This window comes from Streptosporangium roseum DSM 43021, from assembly GCF_000024865.1.
Lineage (GTDB): Bacteria > Actinomycetota > Actinomycetes > Streptosporangiales > Streptosporangiaceae > Streptosporangium > Streptosporangium roseum.
The window spans coordinates 773,827-791,432 of record NC_013595.1; the positions used below are offsets into that span (position 1 = coordinate 773,827).

The following is a 17,606-nucleotide window of genomic DNA, read 5'->3' on the forward strand; positions in this document are numbered from 1 at the left end:
CCCGACGGCGGGAGACGGGACAGACCTGACGGACCCCGACGGCGGGAAGTGGGCCCGCCCGGCCCGGGCGTGGTCCGCCGGGAGCGTCCCCGTACGGCGTCGCGCCGATGCGCGGCCCGAGCCGCTCACCGGCCAGGTGCGCGTCGCCGGACAGAGGCCAGAGCGTGAAGACGCGCCGTCGGCGCGCTATGCGCCGATGGCGGACAGGAGGGTCGCCTCCAGCGCATCGGCGGCGGTCTCCGGCTGCAGGCGGCCGGAGCCGACCTCCAGGGCGGCCGTGTGCAGCAGGCTGTAGAAGACGGAGACGAGCCAATCCTCGGGCAGGTCATCGCGGATCACCCCTTCCCGCTGTCCCCGGGTGATGATGTTCCGGACCCGGATCAGCGGCTCGTTGTGATGTTCACGCATGCGCTCGGGGCTCAGCACCCGCAGGGCGGCCGCCTGCAGCCGGCCGTACCGGCCGAGGATCTGCCAGGAGGAGCGGATCAGCTCGCCCAGCGCCTCCCGTGCGGGTGTCTCCTCTGACGCCTCTCCGCCGAGTACGGCGTTGGCCTCCTTGACGGCGTGAGCCATGACCGCGTCCATGAGCTCCTCCCGGGAGGAGAAATGGCTGTAGAGGGTGACGCGGCCGACACCGGCCACGCGAGCGATGTCGACCATGCTCACCTCGGAGTTCTCGCTGAAGGCCGTCATCGCGGCGTCGACGATGGCCGCGATGCTCCGTTCGGCGTCGGCCCGGCGCCGGCCCCGGGAGGAGGGGCCGGGGAGAGGGCTGCGCGTCGGTTCGCCAGCGCCTGCGTCCTTGTGCGTGGTGGCCATGTCGGAAGGGTAAGCGATGCCTTCCCTGCGCCCGTACGACCTTGATCCTGCGTTCCTGCGTTCAACATGCCCTACCTCCGTATGGTTAGACTAACCCGAACAGTAGTGTTCGGATTAAGTGCTCGGTATCGAGCTCGCGAATCATGAAGAGGTCACGCCATGAGTCATGGTCATTCCGCGCACGCCACGCACGCCACGCACGCCACGCACCCCGCGCACCCCGCGCCGGCCGAAGCTCGGACACCCCCCGGCTCCCGGGGTTGGACAGCACTCGTCCTGCTCTGCCTGGCGCAGTTCGTGCTGATCGTCGACATCACCGTCGTCCAGGTCGCCCTGCCCAGCATCGGCGGCGATCTCGCGCTCGACCGCGAGGCGCTCACCTGGGTGGTGACGACGTACACGCTGTGCTTCGGCGGCCTGATGGTGCTCGGCGGGCGGCTCGCCGACGCGCTCGGGGCACGGCGCACGCTGCTGGCGGGACTCGCCCTGTTCACTCTCGCCTCGCTGGCCTGCGGCCTGGCTCCGAACGGCACCGTGCTCATCGCGGGCCGCGCCGTACAGGGAGTCGGCGCCGCCCTGCTGTCGCCGTCAGCTCTGGCGATCATCACGACCGCCTTCCACGGCCCCCTGCGCAACCGCGCCCTGGGCGTGTGGGCGGCGATCGGCGGGACGGGAGCCGCGGTGGGCGTTCTGCTCGGCGGCGTCCTCACCGCCGGTCCGGGCTGGGAGTGGGGGTTCTTCATCAACGTGCCCATCGGGCTGCTGGTCTTTCTCGTACTTCCCTCGGTCGTGCGTGCCGACGGCCGGCCTCCGGTACGGCAGCGGGTGGATGTGCCCGGTGCGCTCGTCGTCACCGCCGCCACCGCCCTGCTGATCTACGGCCTCGTCAACGCCGGCGATGCCGGCTGGAGCGCGGCCGGAACCTTCCTTCCCCTGATCGCGTCCGTGATCTTCTACGCGGTGTTCGTGGCGATCGAGCGCGGCGTCAAGGCTCCTCTGATGCGGGCCGAGACGCTCGCCCGCCGCCCGGTGATCTCGGGCACGTTCGTGATGCTGATCGCAACCGGGCTGATGCTCGCGCTGTTCTTCATCAGCTCGTTCTACCTCCAGCAGGTGCTCGGGTTCAGCGCGCTGAAGACCGGCCTGACATTCCTGCCGGTCGCGATCGCCATCACCGTCGGCGCACACCTGGGCGGCCATCTCATCGGGAAGATCGGCGGCCGGCCCGTCGCCGTGGCCGCCTTCCTGCTCACCGCCGCCGGCGCGGCCCTGATGACCCGGATCTCCCCCGAGAGCAGCGCCTACACCACCCTCCTGCCCGGCTTCGTCCTCGCCGCCGTCGGCATCGGCCCGGCGTTCGTCACCGCCACCACCACGACCATGGCCAACGTCCCGCCCGCCGAGGCCGGCGTGGCCTCCGGCGTCATCAACACCTTCCACGAGCTCGGCGGATCGATCGGGGTCGCCGTCGTCTCCACGGTGGCCGCCGCGAGTCTCGCGCCCGGCGCAGCCGACGTCGGCGGCTTCACCGCCGCACTCACCATGTGCGCGGTCACCGCGGCGGCCGCGGCCGCGGTCGCACTCGGCCTGGTGCCGGCCGGCAAGCCGTCCGGATCCTTCGTCGGCCACGGGCACGGACACGGCGGGCACTGACGAGTGGTGGAGCGGTGGCCGTGGCCCACGGCCCGCGCGCCTGTCCTGGTGCTCCCCGGAGACCTCGGCGGTGCGAGCCCGGGCCACGCAGGCCGCGGTCCCACCGGGATGATGGAGGAAGCCGCGCAGCATGCGGTCGCCGGGGTCGTAGACCGCGTGGCCGAGGGGTGAGGCGGGCTTGGCCGGGATCCACGGCGGGTTGCAGAGGACCAGTGGCGCGCGGCCGGGCGGGAAGAGGTCCGCGTGCATGACGTCGACCCGACCGGCCAGTCCCACCTGCTCATCACCCTGGGTGCCGAAGCCTGCTCATCGCCCTGGGTGCCGAAGCCGTCATGGAAGGGACAACGCCCTGGCTGGAACCGGGCGCCGTCCCCCTGCTGCGGGCTCAGTCCGGCATGTCGTACCACTGTGGTTCGGGGCGGGGGCTGGGGGCGGGGCCCGCGTCCTTGCCGGGGGTCACGTACAGGTCGACGGTGTCGGAACTATGGAAGCGGGTGGACGCCACGATCCAGTCATTCTTGATCCGGCTGGCCGGAACGGCCTCGTAGAACCACGAGATGCCACCGTCGTCGGGGTACTGCCACACCAGCCGGTAGCCGGCCTTCAGCTCGCGCCGGCTCAGCTCGGTCCGCACGTCCGCGACCGTCTTGCCGTGGCTGGTGTACCCGGACAGGGCCTCATCCCCCTCCGGGGCGACGGGGCCATCTCCGACGTACGGCTCGCCCGGCTTGGCGGGGCGGCCGATGCCGAACACCACCCGCCCGGGAAAGTCGGCCGGCATCCAGACCTTGGCGCAGAACGCCGACGAGCACGGCGTGATCCCCTGAGTGCCGATGCTGCCGTGCCACTTGAAGCCGTCCGGGACGATGGGGCCGATCAGCTTCCCCACGTCGGAGGGCGCCACCGGGACCACCTTGACCGTGACGTTCAGCCCGACCGCCCGGAACGCCTCCTCGAAGCGGTGGTGGTCGGCCGTGGGGTCGGTGATGTTCACGCTGAAGTACCCGTCGGTCTTCTTGATGGAGACGGCCGCGTTGGCGTAGCTGGTCGCCGGGCCGCCGACCAGACCGATGCCGATGGCGGCCGCCGCGGCCGTCGCCATCGTCGCGAGGCCCAGCGCCAGCCCCCGGCGGACCTTGCGGCCGGGCCGTGTCACGGCGACTGGCTCCCGCTCCTCGGACATGATCGCGTGCATGAGCGTCCGCGTCTCCGGCGCGGACGCCTCTCCAGCGAGGTCCTTGTCGCGCACGCGAGCGAGATCGGCGAGGTTCACAGCGAGCTCCCTTCCAGGGCGGCGGCACGAGGGTGGTCGATCCCGGCTTTCGCCAGGCCCCGAGCGAAACGCTTGCGGGCGCGGTAGAGCCTGATCCGCACCGCGTTGCGGGAGATGCCGAGCATGCGGGCGATCTGCCCATGGTCGAGCTTCTCCCAGGCGACCAGGGAGAGCAGTTCCCGGTCGTCGTCCGGCAGATCGCGGAAGACCCTCCCCATCTGCGACATCTCGTCCTCCGGCGGGCGGGCCAGCGCGGGGGAGGCGGCGAGCCGCTCGCGCAGGGCCGCCGTACGCTGCTCGTGGCGCCGCTCGCCGCGCCGATGGTTGGCGAGCACGCGCCGGGCCACGCCGTACAGCCACAGCCTCGCCTCGTCGCCCTTGGGCACCTCCTCGATGCGCCGCCACGCGATGGTGAACGTCTCGGCCACCACGTCGGCGGCGGTCTCCGGGTGCGGGTAGCGGCGCAGGACGTACCCGAGTATGGGCTCGTAGGCGGATTCGTAGATCTCCACGAACCGGCTACGGGGATCGGATCCCATCCGGTCTCCTTAACTGGATCATCGGTCATCTACCTCCATGTCCGGAATTCCCAGGGCATTTCTAAAGGCTCTGCGGGTTTGGAACATCCCTCGACTCCCCAAGAGCCCGGCGTGCACTTCTGCATGGCCCGCCGGTCGTGGCGGCCTCGCCCTTCGGGTTCATGGGGGCCCGCTTCTCACGCGCGAAATCAACACACCCCTGTTGCGCCATTCGCGCGCCCCGACGATGCCCAGCAGCTCGCGGAGCGAGGTCACCGATGGTCCCGCCGCGGGGCCGTAGACCTCCGCGCAGGCCTGTCGCACGTCCGGGGCGCGCCGTAGGCGCCTCGGGGAACGCGAACGGCCGCCCGCCTCAGATGCACTGCCACAGGAAGCGGCCTTCCTGCCCGTCGCCGCTGATGAACCCGTAGCCCACGCCGCCCTCACCCAAGTCCAGGGGGCACCACTCGCTGCATGCGTCCAGCTGGAAGAGGAACGACCAGGGACCACCCGGTGGATACTCCTCATCCCGCAGCCAGGCCGGTGATCCGTACATCCTGGACTTGAAGACGTCCAGGTCGCCAGGACAGGCGGGTTCCAGGTCGACCAGCACCCCGCCGCCCGGTGACGGCTCCCAGGAAGGGACCATCGTCGTGATGAACGACGGAACCCGGCCGGGCTGGACGATCAACGCGTTCTTGCCCGCCTCGGGCTCCCACGTCTCCTCGCAGCCGCCGCACATGAACAGGTAGGCCATGTGAAGCTCGTCACCGGGCAGGCGGAACTGCCCGACGAACGCCATCGGGTGGTCCCGCCTGGCGCAGAGCGGCCACTGCGCCTCCCCGACCCAGTCGGGGTCGCCGTCGAACCTGGTCACGAACTCGTCCACAGGTCCGGCGGCGTCCTTGAAGAACATGACATATGCGGGATCGTCGTCCGTGATCACGCGGGCACCCTAACGGCCGCCGGTGACATATCCGGAGTACGTGGGCTTCCCCTCATCGCCGCTTGATCACCTACGCCCCTCACCGAAAGGGGATGCGTCCGTGTCGGTGCTCGCGCGTACGGTGAGGAGGCTCCTCGGGGCTGAGAAACATCGGAACCGAATCGCGCGGCTTGTACTCTGCGTGATCGCTCGCACGGCAAAATGGCGCCCCTTGAGAGCCGCACAGCTCCATGAACTGGTACCGGCCTAACCTAAAAGGCGAAGGCGATGATGGCCCGGGCGGTGCCCGGGCCATCATCGCCGAGGTATGGCAGCGCTAGAACATGGCCACGGTGGTGCCACTGCTGACCGGCAAGGGCGTAATGGGTGGTGGTCGGCCCTCACCCCATCCCCTTCTCGGCCGGCTGGCACGGCCTGAGAGGCAGATGGACAACGACTGCCCACCTGCTCTGACTCGGCCTTGCTCCATGAGCCATGTCATGCCCGTACGGGCGTTAAGGGCAGATTGGGTCGACGCAGAATCCAGGTGGCGGGGTCGTGTTCGGGCCCGGAGCGGCGCGCAGGACGATCACGCCGTCGTTGTAGGTTTCCGCCGTCGTCACCGACCAACCGGGATCAATGCGGGAAGCGGGCACGTCATTCTCGAAGCGAACGCCCTCCTCGTCGCTTCGCAGCGGCCAGTCGAGGCCGTAGGCCACCTTCAGGTCGTGCTCGCGCACGACGCGCACCGCCTCGGCCACCGAACGTCCCCGCAGCTTCACCCCGGCCAGTGCCTCACCCGGCAAGCTGGCGTCGGCGGGGGAGGCGTACTTCTCGCCGGGTTTCGCCGGGCGGCTCAGGCTGACCTCCGCGGGCCCGGTGATGTCCGCGGTGACGCGGAAGGCCGTTATGCAGTTTGCGATCCGCTCAGGACAGCTGTCCCCGGCGAACGTCGCTTTTGCGTCGGGGTCGGTCTTGTCGAATCCGAAGACGGAGCCTACGTAGTGGGGCGAGACGGGGATCAGCGTCACCGTGAGGTTGTCCAGGCCGACCTTGTGGAAGGCCTTCTGCAGCTCGGCGGGGTCGGGATCCCCCTCGGTGAAGTAGAAGGCGTACTCGTCGCCGACGCGGTCGATCGTCACGGCCTGGCTGGCGTACACCTGCTCGGACGCTTTGAACAGGGACGGCCCGACGACGATGGCTCCGGCCAGGACGGCGGCCGCGGCCAGGCCGAGCAGGGCGCGGTGAGCAGAGGGCATGAGCCGTCGCCGGGCCGGAATGCGCTCCAGCAAGACGATCTCCGCCAGCAGCGCGTCCGCCCCCGCGGTGGACGCCCGGCCGGCCAGGTCCTCATCCAGCACCCTGGCCCGGTCCTTGAAGATCTGGTCGTTGGTCACCGTGACTCCTTCTCGATGAGCGGCCGTGATGCGAAACGAGCGGCTGATGGGCGGGCCTTCTCCAGGGCCTTGGCGAAGCGCTTGCGGGCCCGGTGCAGGCGGATACGGGCGGCGTTGCGCGAGCAGTCCAGCACTGTGGCGATCTCGCCGGGGTCGAGCCCCTCCCAGAGAGTCAGGGCCAGCAACTCGCGATCGCTGTCGGCGAGCATGTCCATGGCCTCATCCACGCCGGGCTGCTCACTGCGGTGGGAGGGGGCGGTGTAGAGGTGTTCGATCTCGTCGGTGAGTTCGGTGTGCCGGGTGAGCCTGCGCCGCTCGCTGCGGCGGTGGTTGGCCAGGACCCGCCGGGCCACGCCGTACAGCCATAGCTTGCCGGCCTCACCGTCGGGGAGCTCGGTTATCCGCCGCCAGGCGATCACATAGGTCTCGGCCACAACGTCGGCGGCGTCCTCGGGAGAGGAACACCGCCGTACGGCGTATCCGAGGATCTGCTCATAGGTCCGCCGGTACACCGCCTCGAACCGGGACCGGTCGTCTTGTTCACTCACGCGTCATCCTCGTCAGACCTTCCGAACGCTGCGGGCTTTCAATTCCTACGTGTCCGCGGGCGACGGCAGAATTTCAGGCCAGGCATGAACAACTGAGCCGATCGGAGCGGGCGCTGCGCGGTGAGCAACTGGCGCAGCCGCCGGTCGTCATGGTGGCCTACGGCGCGACCGTGCGGGCTCAGGCGGAGATCCCGGCCGTGATCGTCGGCCAGGTCCAGGCGCTGGAAGATCAGGTGGAGGCGCATTTCGTGGCGCACCCGGACGCTGAGATCTACCTGTGCCAGCCGGGGCTGGGGAAGATTCCCGGTGCCCGGATGCCGGCCGAGTCCGGAGACGATGGTTGCGTCCACGGATGTGGTGTACGGGTTCCGCCGGTGGCGGGCGGCGACAGCAGTGCCCGTTCACCTCCGTTCCGGCTCAGGGGTGTCCATCTGTGCGGCGCCGCACGGGTGGAGCGGCCTCCGGCCACCCCACCTGCCCCGCTGCGCTTTTGACCTTCCACCCCGTACGGCGCCGCACAGATGAAGCGACTCCCGGTCACCCCACCCACCCCTCGCCGCGCTTTTGACCTTCGACCCCAATACGGCGCCGCGTCGTTTGACGGCGAACGACTCCGACGCCACCCCCGACCCATGCCCGAAGCCTGCCAGGCGCCGGCCGTGCCAGTGCAGCCGTGTCCACCCGGCTCGCGGCCATGGCGTACATGCCGGTGTTGACCTCGCGGAGAAGCGGAGAAACGGCGGGAGAAGGTGAAAGCGATGTGGAGGGAAAGCGATGTGGAGGGAAGAGGAGCTGGAAGCGGTCCGCGCCGCGGCGGGCTCAGCCGTTGACGAAGGTGAGGCTGGTCATGTCGTAGCGGGTGCCCGCGACCTGCTCGGGCGGGGCGGCGGCTTCGATGGCGGCGAGCTCCTCGGTGGACAGCTCGACGGCCAGGGCCGCGAGGTTCTCCTCCAGGTACCGCTGCCGCCGGGTGCCGGGGATCGGCACCACGTCGTCGCGGCGCCCGGCCCTGGCCCGCCGCTCGGTGTGCGCCGGCGAGATCGGTCCTGAAAAGGTGAATCCTTTCGCCGTGTGGGGGCCTCTTATGGAGTGGACGGTTATGCCGGGGGAGGAGACGCGGATGAGTGACACCATGATGCCGACTGTGCGGCAGGCACTCTTCAGGACTTCACGACGGCAAGGACATGGACGTGGCTGACCCCGGCTGGGCAAGCACGCAGCTCATCGAGGCCGCACAGGCTGGTGATCGCGAGTCGATCACCGCGGTGGTCCACGGTGCCCATTCTCACGTGCGACGCTTCGCGGAGCATCTTTGCGCGTCCCCGCAGGATGCCGAGGACGCCGCGCAGGAAGCGCTGATCATCCTCTATCGGAAGATCGGCTCACTGCGCGCCACCGGAGCGCTGGCATCGTGGATGTTCCGAATCGTCCGGAACGAATGTCTGCGCCGTGCCCGGCTGCTTTCCGACCGCTACGACGAGGCCGGTACCGGCCTGGCTACGTCGGCCGAGGACGAGGTCATCCGGCGTCTGGAAGCCGAGCTCGTCGCACAGGCGATCAGGGAGCTGCCGGACGTTCAGCGCAGAGTACTGATCATGCGGGATGTGCTGGGCTATCCGGGGCGGAGGGTCGCAGAGACGCTCGGCCTGAGCAACGCCGCGATGAAGTCCCAGCTGCACCGGGCCCGTGGCAGGGTCCGGCTCAGCCTGGACGGCAAGACCGGCGCCCCCGGCGGCCCGCCCGACCGCGGAGCCACCAGCGCCTGACCTGAGCAGACCGTATTCATTTTCCCAGCCCGAGTTCGAAGGAGAGTTCCGCCATGCTCGAAACCGGATCGCCCGCGCCCGACGTAGTGCTGGAAGACACCGACGGCAAGACCGTCCGCCTGTCCGACTACCAAGGCCGTCATGCCGTGCTGGTCTATTTCATGCGGGCGACGTCATGCCCGATCTGCGCCAGGCACGTCCAGGACCTCATCCAGCGCCGCGACGAGTTCGCGGCCGGCAACATCCAGGTGCTTGTCGCGGTTCCCGAGGACCGCCAAGCAGCGGCCGCGTGGAAGGCCAAGCGCCAGATCCCGTTCCCCGTGCTCATCGGCCGCCGCACCACCCCGCACGAAGTGGTCGGCCTGAGCAGAAAGGTCTTCGGCTCGATGCAGCAGTCGGGCAGCGTCCTCATCGATTCCCAGGGCATCGTCCGCCACGCCCACGGCGCCACCATGCCCACCAGCGCCTACGACAGGAAGGGAATCACCGCCGCCGTCCAGGCCCTCCGCACCGGTGGGTGATCTGCTTCAGGGCGATCTTTCGAGGGACCGGAGTCGATCAGGCGGTGGGGTCGTGGAGCGTGGTGAGCGCGACGGCCTGGATGTGTCGCCGAGCGCCGATCCGAGCCGGCCGATCAGGCCCGGCCGGGGGCGGAAACGCGGTGGGACGGGCACCTCGACGCCCGGCAGCGCGCGGGCCGGGCCACGATCGACGGCACCCAGCCCCCGTGCCCCCGGCACGCCCGCGGCGAGCAGCGGTACTCCGACGAAAGCGGCCGCCGTGGCGGCGGTCAGCAGCATGACGAGGAGGTAGATCAGGCCGGCGGCGGCCATCGGCGGCGACAGGGGGATCGTACGGCGCCGCCGACACGGTGGGAGCGCGTATGTGGGGCGGGGCTGGTCGGGCATCTCCCGGCGGCGGCCTCTGCCGCCGGGAACGCCTCATCGATCGAGTGGAAGGCGTGTGTGTACGGGCGAGAGCGTCCCCGCGGGGATGCGGTGCGCCGCCGTCGAGGTGCCGTTGAACCGGTCGGATCCAGGTGGAAAGAAGATCGCTCTTGATGGGGTCCCGGTAGCAATGAAGAAATTTTCAACGAAGTAGCGCCTGAACTGCGGTAATGGAGGAGTTGACCTCCTGTGGCGGGCTGATGATCACTGCCGCTACGTTCGTTCCGGTTTCATCCGGTACGGCACGTGGAGTGGTGCGTTGTCAGAGAAGATGTTCTCCGATGAGCAGTTGGAGCAGCTGCGCTCGTTCCCGGAGATCAGCGCAGATGAGTTGATCCGGTATTTCACGCCGACGGCGGCTGACGCGGCGTTCGTGAGTCCCGGCGGGCGGGGCCCTGTCGATCGGCTGGGCATGCTGGTCCAGCTCTGCACGCTGCTCGGCCGAGAAAGCACGTGAAGGAGACATCATGATCAATACGCGCCTAGCCCACCAGAATGTCCTGGTCACCGGAGGAGCCGGGAACATCGGGGCGGCGATCAGCCGAGCGTTCGCCGCGCAAGGCGCGCGCGTGGTGATCCACTACCTGGCCCAGGACGGCCCCGCTCCCGCGGACGCCGAATGGGCCCACATCACCCCCGCGGCCGGCGAGGCCGACAAGCTCGCCGACGAACTCGGCAACGGTTCCTTCGCCGTCAGCGCGGACCTGTCCGCACCGGACGCCGCCTCCCACCTGGTGGAAGAGGTCGTGGCTCGCGCCGGCTCGATCAACGTCCTGGTCAACAACGCCGCGCACTGCGAAACGCCCGACACTGTCGACACCTTGACCCAGGGCTCGCTGGAACGGCACTACCGGGTCAACGCCATCGCCCCAGCGCTGCTGACCGCCGAGGTGGCCCGCCTGCGCCGCGGCGACGACCCGCTGTGCGTCGTCAACATCACCACCGACGCCGCACGGGCGTTCCCCGGCCAGACCGGCTACGGGACGTCCAAGGCCGCGCTGGAGGCGCTCACCCGATCGGCCGCGCTGGACCTGGCGGCACGGGGCATCCGGGTGAACGCCGTTGCCCCGGGTCCCGTTCAGACCGGCTGGATCGGGGAGGATCTCATCGCCCAGGCGACGGCGATCGTGCCGATGGGTAGGGTCGGAGAGCCGGACGACATCGCCGACGCGGTGGTGTACCTGGCCTCCCACCAGGCCCGCTGGATCACTGGCCAAGTCCTGCAGGTCGCCGGCGGCCACGCACTCTGACCGTGCTCATGACGGCATGAGCGACAGCGATCGGTGAAGCGTCCGGGCCGGAGCCACGGCTGGGGATATGAGACCTCGTCCGCGCCTAGGCCGTGCCCGTGCCCGTGTCGCTGTTTCACAGGCGTTCGCCTATGCAACACCACCGCAGACCTTCGGCGTCCAGGACTTTCTCGCTCGGATTTTGTTTCATAGGTTGTTGCAAACCTTTGAACCTTTGAAACACCCACATGGAACGATCTGAGGGTGAGCGACGACGACTTCCTCCGAGTGGAAGCGGCCGACTGCCCGATCTCCTCCTGCGCCGCCCCGGCCGGGTCGCCGTGCCGGACCGGCAAGGGGAAGGTGGCCGTCCAGTAGGCCTTCGAGGAGGCTGAGTGCAGAAATTAGCGGTAGAGAGTTGATCTTCGTACCGGTTCGGTGACAGCGCCTGTTTGGGCAGGTCGCGGGGTTTGCGTTCCTTGGCCATGCCCTTCGAATTTCTCTCTGATGAGCAGATCGCCCGCTATGGCCGCTTCCCCGAGGAGCCCTCCACCGCAGAGCTGGAGCAGTTCTTCCGGCTGGATCGCAGTGCCTTGGATGCGCTGGCCACGAAACGGCGCCCGGCCACGAAGCTCGGCTGGGCCGTGCAGTGGGGCACGGTGCGCATGCTCGGGGTATTCCTGACCGACGACCCGCTGGCCGTGCCGCCGGAGGCGGTGGCGTTCGTCGCCGAGCAGCTCGACCTGGATCCGGCGCACTTGGCCGACTAGGGGGGCAGACCAAGTAAGCCGGAAAGGGCTAATAGCCGTTCCGGTGGTTGAGAGCTGATCTCAGTGCTGGTCTTCCAGTAGCGGGAGCCCGGTGTCTTCCCCCGGTGTGGCAGGCTCCGGCGTCGGTTCGGGACGGAAACCGAACGGACCGGCCTGTCCGGGCAACGTGACCCCGAGCTGGGCGGTGCCTTTGGCCCGGTAAGGAGTGCGGATCACCGGTTGCCTGCTTCCACCGCTCAGCGGTAACTACGCTCAGCGGTAACTAAAGGTGCGTTCTGAGCTAAAGACAGGCTGATCACGGAGTGCCACCCTCGTTTGAGAAGGCCCAACTGGCAGAACTCGAATGAATGGAGAGCGCGTGTCCAGGATCAAGCGCGGCCTCGCCTTCGCGGCGGTGGCCCTCACTCTCACAGCCGGCCCCGCCCTACTCACATCTGCACCGGCCACCGCTGCGACGGCCACCACCACGGCCACCGCAGAGGCGGCACTAGGCCACTACGAATTCGCGGGGAGATACGCGTCCTACGCCAATGGTTATGAAAGATGCCACCTAGATGGCCAGCGCTCTGCCCGCGCCTACCAGTGCCTGAGCAAGTATTATGAGAATGAAGGCTTTTTCTGGACCCTGTGGCTCTGGACAGCATGAGCAACGTGTCAGCAGGCCGTTACCGGGCTCTCACATCCGGCTAAAAGGCCCGGCGCTCGGGTCGGTGTCACCAGACGCAAAGTAGCTCAGCGTGAGATCTGACCAGACAGAATTTCAATTCTGTCTGGTTCCCGAGACGGCGTCTGACCAGGTCAGCGCAGCCAGACAACTGAGGGAACCAATCCGGCCCCACGCCGGGTATGGCTATCCACAGCCGAAACCTCGGCTTCCGGCTCCACCGCCTGGCCGGCCCTATTAGGGGTCCCGGTAGTAATGGCGCAGGATCCAACGGATATGCCTTTAACCTGCGCTTATGCAGAGGTCTCAGGCTGATAGGCCAGACCTGAGCCCTGTTGTCCATGCAGGCCAGAGGCATACCTGTTGGATTTCCGGCCGAAGCTACGGGGACCCCTTTCCAGGCGATGCCAACCGTTGCACGATCGTGGGCCGCCAATGGTGTCGCGTGATGATGCGGGCTGTACCGCGATCCACCTGCTGTATGGCCGCGGAGGGGCACTGCGGAACATGTCGAGCAGAACATGCGAGGCGTATTCTGCCCTCGGCAGCCTGCGCCTGCCCGCTCCGAGCCACGGTGGCCCACGTCCACGGTGGCAGCGAAGACAAGGTTCCCCGAATCGCGCAACAGCGTTCCGTCCGGGTCATCCACTTAGCCGCGGCGGGGCGGACGTGGGGCGTCCCGCGAGATGGAACACACGATGACCAGGAACCGCCGCCACAAGGCCGACCTCCGCGCCTACCAGGCCGTGACAGGCGCCCCGTACATGGTGGCCCGCCGTCAAATGGCCGAGATGATGCAGCAGCACCCCCTGCTCAACAGCTTCGGCATCGGTGTCTTCGACTGGCGCCGCAAGACGATCGAGCAGCGCCAGGCCGAGCTCGCCGCCGGCCGCGAGAGGCTGGCCAACGCCGAGGCCACCGTGCTGGAGACCGCGGTGTGGCTGCGCGAGAACATCAGGCCGATCAAGGCGCCCACCGTCGGCAGCTACGGCATGAAGCACGTGATGGAACACGCGACCGGCAAGTACGTCGCCAACGGCGAGTTCATCGCCGCCGCCCTCATCGCTGGCTACACCTTCAAGTACGTCCAGCCGAACGTGCTGTTCGGCATGAGCGCCCGGGACGTGCAACGGCTGAGCTAGCCCCCCATCGCAAGCCATCGCCGAAGACGACGGCGGTCGCTTGCAGCGGCCGTCGTCGGGCGCGGCCGCGCCCGAGTCCTGGGGGTCCCCGTAGCTTCGGCTGGAAATCCAACAGGTATGCCTCTGGCCTGCATGGACAACAGGGCTCAGGTCTGGCCCATCAGCCTGAGACCTCTGCATAAGCGCAGGTGAAAGGCATATCCGTTGGATCCTGCGCCATTACTACCGGGACCCCTTGATGTGGCGCGGTTGCCGGCCACCGATCCTGATCGCCGGATCGGGAGCGTGCCGCACGTTCCCGGTGGCCCCGGAGCCAGGGGATCGATGATCCGGAGCCGGCTCCGAGCCGTACGGAGGTCAGTCCTCGGAGAAGGAGATCAGCGTCAGGACCCGGCAGGGGGCGGCGCCGGTGGTGTAGACGTGGTCGGACTCCGAGGCGAACCGCAGGGCGTCGCCCGCGGTGAGGGTCACCGACCACTCCTCGGTCTCGACGGTCACCTCGCCCTCGACGACGTAGGCGTGCTCCACCGATCCCCGCCCGTGCGAGCTCTTGGCGCTGCGGGTGCCTGCCGGGATGTCGCCCTCGGCCAGCTCGAAGCGGCGCCGGTCCGGAGCGGCGAACAGGGTCCGGATCGCGGTGTCGCCGACCGCCAGGGGGACGCTCTCGCTCCTGCGGATCACCTCGGGCCCCACCAGGTGTATCCGGGTCAGCTCGCCGAAGGTCAGCTCCAGCGAGGTCGCCAGCCGCGACAGCACCTCCACCGTGGGGTTGGCCACGCCGCGCTCGACCTGGGAGATCAGCGCCTTGCTCACCCCGGTCAGCTCGGCCAGCTCGCGGACGCTGAGGCCGCGGCCCAGACGGGCGCGGCGCAGGTTGGCGGCGATCGCGCCGCGCACGCCCGCCGCCTCGGAGGGGGACGGGACCATGCCGACGGTGATGCCGTTCTCGCTCCGCACGCGCGTCCCCTCTCCCCGGTCCCGACCGGTCCAATGATGCAGCAGGTCAGCCGATCAGGGCGAGGCGGTGGGCGGCCGCGGCGGCCTCGCCCCGGGTGGAGACGCCGAGTTTGCCCAGGATGTTGGAGACGTGGACGCTCACCGTCTTGGCCGAGATGAACAGTTCGGCGGCGATGTCGCGGTTCGACCGCCCCTGGGTGACCAGCCGGAGCACCTCCTGCTCGCGCGGGGTCAGCGGCGGGGGCAGCGAGGAGGGCGGCGCGGCCGGCAGGAGCGACGCGCTCGGAGCCGTCTCCTCCGTCAACGTCACCCCGACCCTGCGGGCCAGGGACTCGATCTCGGTGATCAGGGGCGGGGTCGACAGCGCGAGGGCGATCGGGTAGGCCGTGCGCAGCCGTACGGCGGCGCCCTCGCGGTCACCCGCGCCGGCCGCCGCCCGTCCCGCCTGGAGCAGCGACCTGGCGCGCAGGAAGGGGCGCCCCAGCCGCTCCCAGGCGGTGGCCGCGGCGTCGTGGTCGCGGTTGAGGCAGAACCGGTAGGCCTCGGCCACGGGGCTGTCCACGCTCATCGCGGACCCCGTCTCCTCGATCTGGGCGCGCAGCGCCGCCGCCCGCTCGGGTGCGAACGTCTCGGTGGCCTCGCAGACCCCCGACAGCAGGGCGAGCATCCGCCAGCCCAGCATGGGCTTGCTCATGATCCGTGCCGTGCTGACGACCTCCTCGGCCACCTCCAGCGCGGCCAGCGGCTCGCCGTTCAGCATGTGCAGGCCCATTTTGAGCCGGGCGTTGGCCGCGAGTTCCTGGGTGAACTCCTCGCGGCCGCCGAAGGCGTCCACCTCCGTCAGGACGGACTTGATCACGTCCGTCTCGCCGCGCGCGGCCGCCACGTCCGCGCGGATCCGGCGCAGGTGGTGCCGGGTACGCAAGGTCGGGTCCATGGTGAGTGCCCGCTCGGCCACCTCGGCCGCCTCGGCGAACCGGCCCAGCGCCTCCAGCGCCTCCGCGCGGTTGTTGGCGATGAACGTCCCCGAGATGCGGAAGCGGCCGTATTTCCTGGCCAGCAGCTCGCCTTCGAGGGCCAGCTCGATCGCCTCGGCCGAGCGGCCCATGTTGTTGAGCGCGTCCACGTTGTTGCTCATGGCGCGGAGGATGATGCGGCCGGAGCCGACCCGCTCGCCGATCGCCTGGGCGGTGGAGTTGACGGCGATCGTCTCGTCGAGGCATCCGGCGATCGAGTGGCCCAGGGCGAGGTTGAGCAGCAGGTCGGCCTCCAGGCACTCGTCGCCGTGCTCGCGGGCGATCTCCAGTGCCTCCTCGGTGAGCGCGGTCCCCTCGGCCACCTCGCCGCTGAACGCCAGGAAGGAGCCCAGCTTGGACAGCACGTGGGCGCGCTCCGGCCCCGGCTGGGGGACGAGCCGTTCGGCGTAGCGGAGGTCGTCGAGCGCGCCGGGCTTCCGCTTGGACATCTTGAACTGCGCCCGCCGTACGAGCAGCTCGGCCACCCGCGCGGGGTCGGTCTCCTCGTCGAGCTCCTCCAGCGCGGCCTTGACGAACCGGGTGCCCCGCTCGATCTCGCCGCAGGCGTGGGCGGCCTCCGAGGCCTGCTCCAGGACCGTGGTGTGGTCCGCGCCGATCCGCTCCGCGGCGTCGGGGACCTTGCCCCACAGCGTGAGCACCCGCTCAAGCAGCTGCAGCTTCTCGTTGTAGGCGAAGGTCTTGGCCGCCTTGCCCGCTGCCTCCCAGGCGGAGACGAGGGCCCAGAGGTCGTCGCGGGCGGAGTACCAGTGGTGGGCGATCTCGATGGCGGCCCGGCCGTGCGGGACCAGCGTGCGGTCCCTGCCGATCTCCTCGGCGAAGCGGGCGTGCAGCCGCACGTGCTCGCCGGGCAGGAGCTCGTCGTGTACGGCCTCGCGGATCAGTGAGTGCCGGAAGGCGTAGGCGCGGCCGTCGGCGACCTGCAGGACATTGGACGCGATGGCGGGCCGGAGGGCGTCCTCCAGGTCCACGTCGGACAGCCGGCTGACCGCGGCGAGCAGGTCGTGGCCCACCCGGATCCCGCCGGCGGCGGCGATGCGCAGCATCCGCTGGGTCTCGTCGGGGAGCTGCTCGACGGAGCCGATGATCAGGTCGTGCAGGGATTCGGGGAAGGAGCATTCGGCCCCGCACTCGACGAGAGCCTCGACGAACAGCGGGATGCCCTCGCTGCGCTGGAAGACCTTGCCGACCCGGGCGAACTCGGGGGCCGTGCCGAGGATGCCGGCCATCTGGGCGGCCACCTCGTCATGGGTGAGCCGGGGCAGGTCCAGCCGGAGGACTCCCTCCAGCCGGCCGAGCTCGGCGAGCACCGGCCGGAGCGGGTGCTGGCGGTGCAGGTCGTCGGACCGGTAGGTGAGGATCATCAGGACCGGCGCGGTGCGCAGGTTCCGGCTGAGGAAGGCGATCAGGTCGCGGCTGGAGCGGTCGGCCCAGTGGATGTCCTCGATGACCAGGATCACCGGGCGGCGTTCGGCCAGCCGTTCCAGCAGGTTGAGGATCTGCTCGAAGAGCCGCGCGCGGGCGGTGTCGGTCTCCGCGTCGCCGCTCGGTTCGCCGAATTCGGGCAGCAGCCGGGCCAGGTCACGTGCCGCGCCGTCGGGCAGCAGGGCCGCGACCTCCTCGGCGCCGTACTCGCGGACGAGCTGGCGGATCGCCGCGGTGAAGGGCGCGTAGGCGAGGCCTTCCGCGGAGAGTTCGACGCAGCCGCCGATGAGCACGTGCGCTCCGTCGCCCGAGGCTCGCTCGGCGAAGCACCCGATCAGCCGGGTCTTGCCGACTCCGGCCTCGCCGCCGAGCAGTACGGCCGCGGCCGCGTTGTTGCGCGCCTGCTCGAAGGCCTCGGTCAGGCCCGCGAGCTCCGCCTCCCGCCCTACGAAGACGGGGCTTACCGCTCGACCCAACATGTCGTCCAGCATGTCATGCCTTATGTGTAGCTATCGCCCTATTTATCGTTGAGCGAAAGG

Annotated in this window: 20 protein-coding genes; 9 read left to right on the forward strand and 11 right to left on the reverse strand. The window is 69.4% G+C overall.

Annotation, left to right across the window (positions count from 1 at the left end; translation table 11 throughout):
• Positions 1-186: 186 nt before the first annotated feature.
• Entirely contained in the window at positions 187-819 is a 633-nt protein-coding gene (locus SROS_RS03630; RefSeq protein ID WP_012887520.1) for a TetR/AcrR family transcriptional regulator, read from the reverse strand.
• A gap of 159 nt (positions 820-978) precedes the next feature.
• Between SROS_RS03630 and SROS_RS03635 the strand changes: the two genes are divergently transcribed.
• Positions 979-2,472 (forward strand): MFS transporter, encoded by a 1,494-nt coding sequence (locus tag SROS_RS03635; RefSeq protein ID WP_012887521.1) that lies wholly within the window; start codon positions 979-981, stop codon positions 2,470-2,472.
• A 385-nt stretch (positions 2,473-2,857) separates the two neighbouring features.
• On the opposite strand, the gene SROS_RS03640 is transcribed toward SROS_RS03635, so the two are convergent.
• From SROS_RS03640 to SROS_RS51955, 7 genes are all read right to left on the reverse strand, one after another.
• Positions 2,858-3,745, reverse strand: coding sequence for a hypothetical protein (locus tag SROS_RS03640; RefSeq protein WP_012887522.1), 888 nt, complete (start codon positions 3,743-3,745; stop codon positions 2,858-2,860).
• Positions 3,742-4,284, reverse strand: a complete 543-nt coding sequence (locus SROS_RS03645) for an RNA polymerase sigma factor (protein WP_012887523.1) — start codon at positions 4,282-4,284, stop codon at positions 3,742-3,744. The genes SROS_RS03640 and SROS_RS03645 overlap by 4 nt, the downstream gene beginning before the upstream one ends.
• A 352-nt stretch (positions 4,285-4,636) precedes the next feature.
• The gene (locus SROS_RS03650) at positions 4,637-5,209 is read right to left on the reverse strand and encodes a hypothetical protein (RefSeq protein WP_012887524.1); all 573 of its coding nucleotides are present in this window, start codon (positions 5,207-5,209) and stop codon (positions 4,637-4,639) included.
• Between the two features lie 494 nt (positions 5,210-5,703).
• On the reverse strand, positions 5,704-6,585 hold the full coding sequence (locus tag SROS_RS03655) for a hypothetical protein (protein WP_012887525.1): 882 nt from the start codon (positions 6,583-6,585) through the stop codon (positions 5,704-5,706).
• Positions 6,582-7,133 carry an RNA polymerase sigma factor gene (locus SROS_RS03660; protein WP_012887526.1) on the reverse strand — a complete coding sequence of 184 codons (552 nt, stop codon included), beginning with the start codon at positions 7,131-7,133 and terminating at the stop codon, positions 6,582-6,584. Before SROS_RS03660 ends, SROS_RS03655 begins: the two co-directional genes overlap by 4 nt.
• Positions 7,134-7,171: 38 nt before the next feature.
• Positions 7,172-7,483 (reverse strand): hypothetical protein, encoded by a 312-nt coding sequence (locus SROS_RS49205; RefSeq protein ID WP_148268936.1) that lies wholly within the window; start codon positions 7,481-7,483, stop codon positions 7,172-7,174.
• A gap of 469 nt (positions 7,484-7,952) precedes the next feature.
• Positions 7,953-8,267, reverse strand: a complete 315-nt coding sequence (locus SROS_RS51955) for a hypothetical protein (RefSeq protein WP_043651268.1) — start codon at positions 8,265-8,267, stop codon at positions 7,953-7,955.
• A gap of 50 nt (positions 8,268-8,317) precedes the next feature.
• On the opposite strand from SROS_RS51955, the gene SROS_RS03675 reads away from it, so the two are divergent.
• Positions 8,318-8,899 (forward strand): RNA polymerase sigma factor, encoded by a 582-nt coding sequence (locus tag SROS_RS03675; RefSeq protein ID WP_043651270.1) that lies wholly within the window; start codon positions 8,318-8,320, stop codon positions 8,897-8,899.
• 53 nt (positions 8,900-8,952) lie between these two features.
• On the forward strand, positions 8,953-9,420 hold the full coding sequence (locus tag SROS_RS03680) for a peroxiredoxin family protein (RefSeq protein ID WP_012887528.1): 468 nt from the start codon (positions 8,953-8,955) through the stop codon (positions 9,418-9,420).
• Positions 9,421-9,426: 6 nt separating this feature from the next.
• On the opposite strand, the gene SROS_RS03685 is transcribed toward SROS_RS03680, so the two are convergent.
• Complete coding sequence (locus SROS_RS03685; RefSeq protein ID WP_043651272.1) at positions 9,427-9,732, reverse strand: sensor domain-containing protein; 306 nt, start codon at positions 9,730-9,732, stop codon at positions 9,427-9,429.
• Between the two features lie 373 nt (positions 9,733-10,105).
• On the opposite strand from SROS_RS03685, the gene SROS_RS03690 reads away from it, so the two are divergent.
• From SROS_RS03690 to SROS_RS03705, 6 genes are all read left to right on the forward strand, one after another.
• On the forward strand, positions 10,106-10,303 hold the full coding sequence (locus SROS_RS03690) for a DUF4158 domain-containing protein (protein ID WP_043651274.1): 198 nt from the start codon (positions 10,106-10,108) through the stop codon (positions 10,301-10,303).
• A 10-nt stretch (positions 10,304-10,313) separates the two neighbouring features.
• Entirely contained in the window at positions 10,314-11,096 is a 783-nt protein-coding gene (locus tag SROS_RS03695; protein WP_012887529.1) for an SDR family NAD(P)-dependent oxidoreductase, read from the forward strand.
• 243 nt (positions 11,097-11,339) lie between these two features.
• A complete protein-coding gene (locus SROS_RS54360; protein ID WP_425358628.1) occupies positions 11,340-11,453 on the forward strand; it encodes a zinc finger domain-containing protein in 114 nt (37 codons plus the stop codon).
• A 107-nt stretch (positions 11,454-11,560) separates the two neighbouring features.
• Complete coding sequence (locus tag SROS_RS03700; protein ID WP_012887530.1) at positions 11,561-11,845, forward strand: DUF4158 domain-containing protein; 285 nt, start codon at positions 11,561-11,563, stop codon at positions 11,843-11,845.
• Positions 11,846-12,203: 358 nt separating this feature from the next.
• The gene (locus SROS_RS49215) at positions 12,204-12,491 is read left to right on the forward strand and encodes a hypothetical protein (RefSeq protein WP_012887531.1); all 288 of its coding nucleotides are present in this window, start codon (positions 12,204-12,206) and stop codon (positions 12,489-12,491) included.
• 716 nt (positions 12,492-13,207) lie between these two features.
• Positions 13,208-13,651, forward strand: a complete 444-nt coding sequence (locus SROS_RS03705; RefSeq protein WP_012887532.1) for a hypothetical protein — start codon at positions 13,208-13,210, stop codon at positions 13,649-13,651.
• Between the two features lie 357 nt (positions 13,652-14,008).
• Here SROS_RS03705 and SROS_RS03710 read toward each other — a convergent pair whose 3' ends face one another.
• Positions 14,009-14,608 carry a helix-turn-helix domain-containing protein gene (locus tag SROS_RS03710; protein WP_012887533.1) on the reverse strand — a complete coding sequence of 200 codons (600 nt, stop codon included), beginning with the start codon at positions 14,606-14,608 and terminating at the stop codon, positions 14,009-14,011.
• Positions 14,609-14,654: 46 nt separating this feature from the next.
• Positions 14,655-17,546: a helix-turn-helix transcriptional regulator gene (locus SROS_RS53700; RefSeq protein WP_281047995.1), complete on the reverse strand. Its 2,892-nt coding sequence runs from the start codon at positions 17,544-17,546 to the stop codon at positions 14,655-14,657.
• Positions 17,547-17,606 lie beyond the last annotated feature (60 nt).

Excerpts from the sequence above, each read along its gene's own strand:
- SROS_RS03685 (WP_043651272.1), bottom strand. The coding sequence starts at position 9,732 with ATGGCCGCCGCCGGCCTGATCTACCTCCTCGTCATGCTGCTGACCGCC.
- SROS_RS03700 (WP_012887530.1), top strand. The coding sequence starts at position 11,561 with ATGCCCTTCGAATTTCTCTCTGATGAGCAGATCGCCCGCTATGGCCGC.
- SROS_RS03630 (WP_012887520.1), bottom strand. The coding sequence starts at position 819 with ATGGCCACCACGCACAAGGACGCAGGCGCTGGCGAACCGACGCGCAGC.
- SROS_RS53700 (WP_281047995.1), bottom strand. The coding sequence starts at position 17,546 with ATGTTGGGTCGAGCGGTAAGCCCCGTCTTCGTAGGGCGGGAGGCGGAG.
- SROS_RS03695 (WP_012887529.1), top strand. The coding sequence starts at position 10,314 with ATGATCAATACGCGCCTAGCCCACCAGAATGTCCTGGTCACCGGAGGA.
- SROS_RS03645 (WP_012887523.1), bottom strand. The coding sequence starts at position 4,284 with ATGGGATCCGATCCCCGTAGCCGGTTCGTGGAGATCTACGAATCCGCC.
- SROS_RS03705 (WP_012887532.1), top strand. The coding sequence starts at position 13,208 with ATGACCAGGAACCGCCGCCACAAGGCCGACCTCCGCGCCTACCAGGCC.
- SROS_RS03675 (WP_043651270.1), top strand. The coding sequence starts at position 8,318 with ATGGACGTGGCTGACCCCGGCTGGGCAAGCACGCAGCTCATCGAGGCC.
- SROS_RS03680 (WP_012887528.1), top strand. The coding sequence starts at position 8,953 with ATGCTCGAAACCGGATCGCCCGCGCCCGACGTAGTGCTGGAAGACACC.
- SROS_RS51955 (WP_043651268.1), bottom strand. The coding sequence starts at position 8,267 with ATGGTGTCACTCATCCGCGTCTCCTCCCCCGGCATAACCGTCCACTCC.
- SROS_RS03635 (WP_012887521.1), top strand. The coding sequence starts at position 979 with ATGAGTCATGGTCATTCCGCGCACGCCACGCACGCCACGCACGCCACG.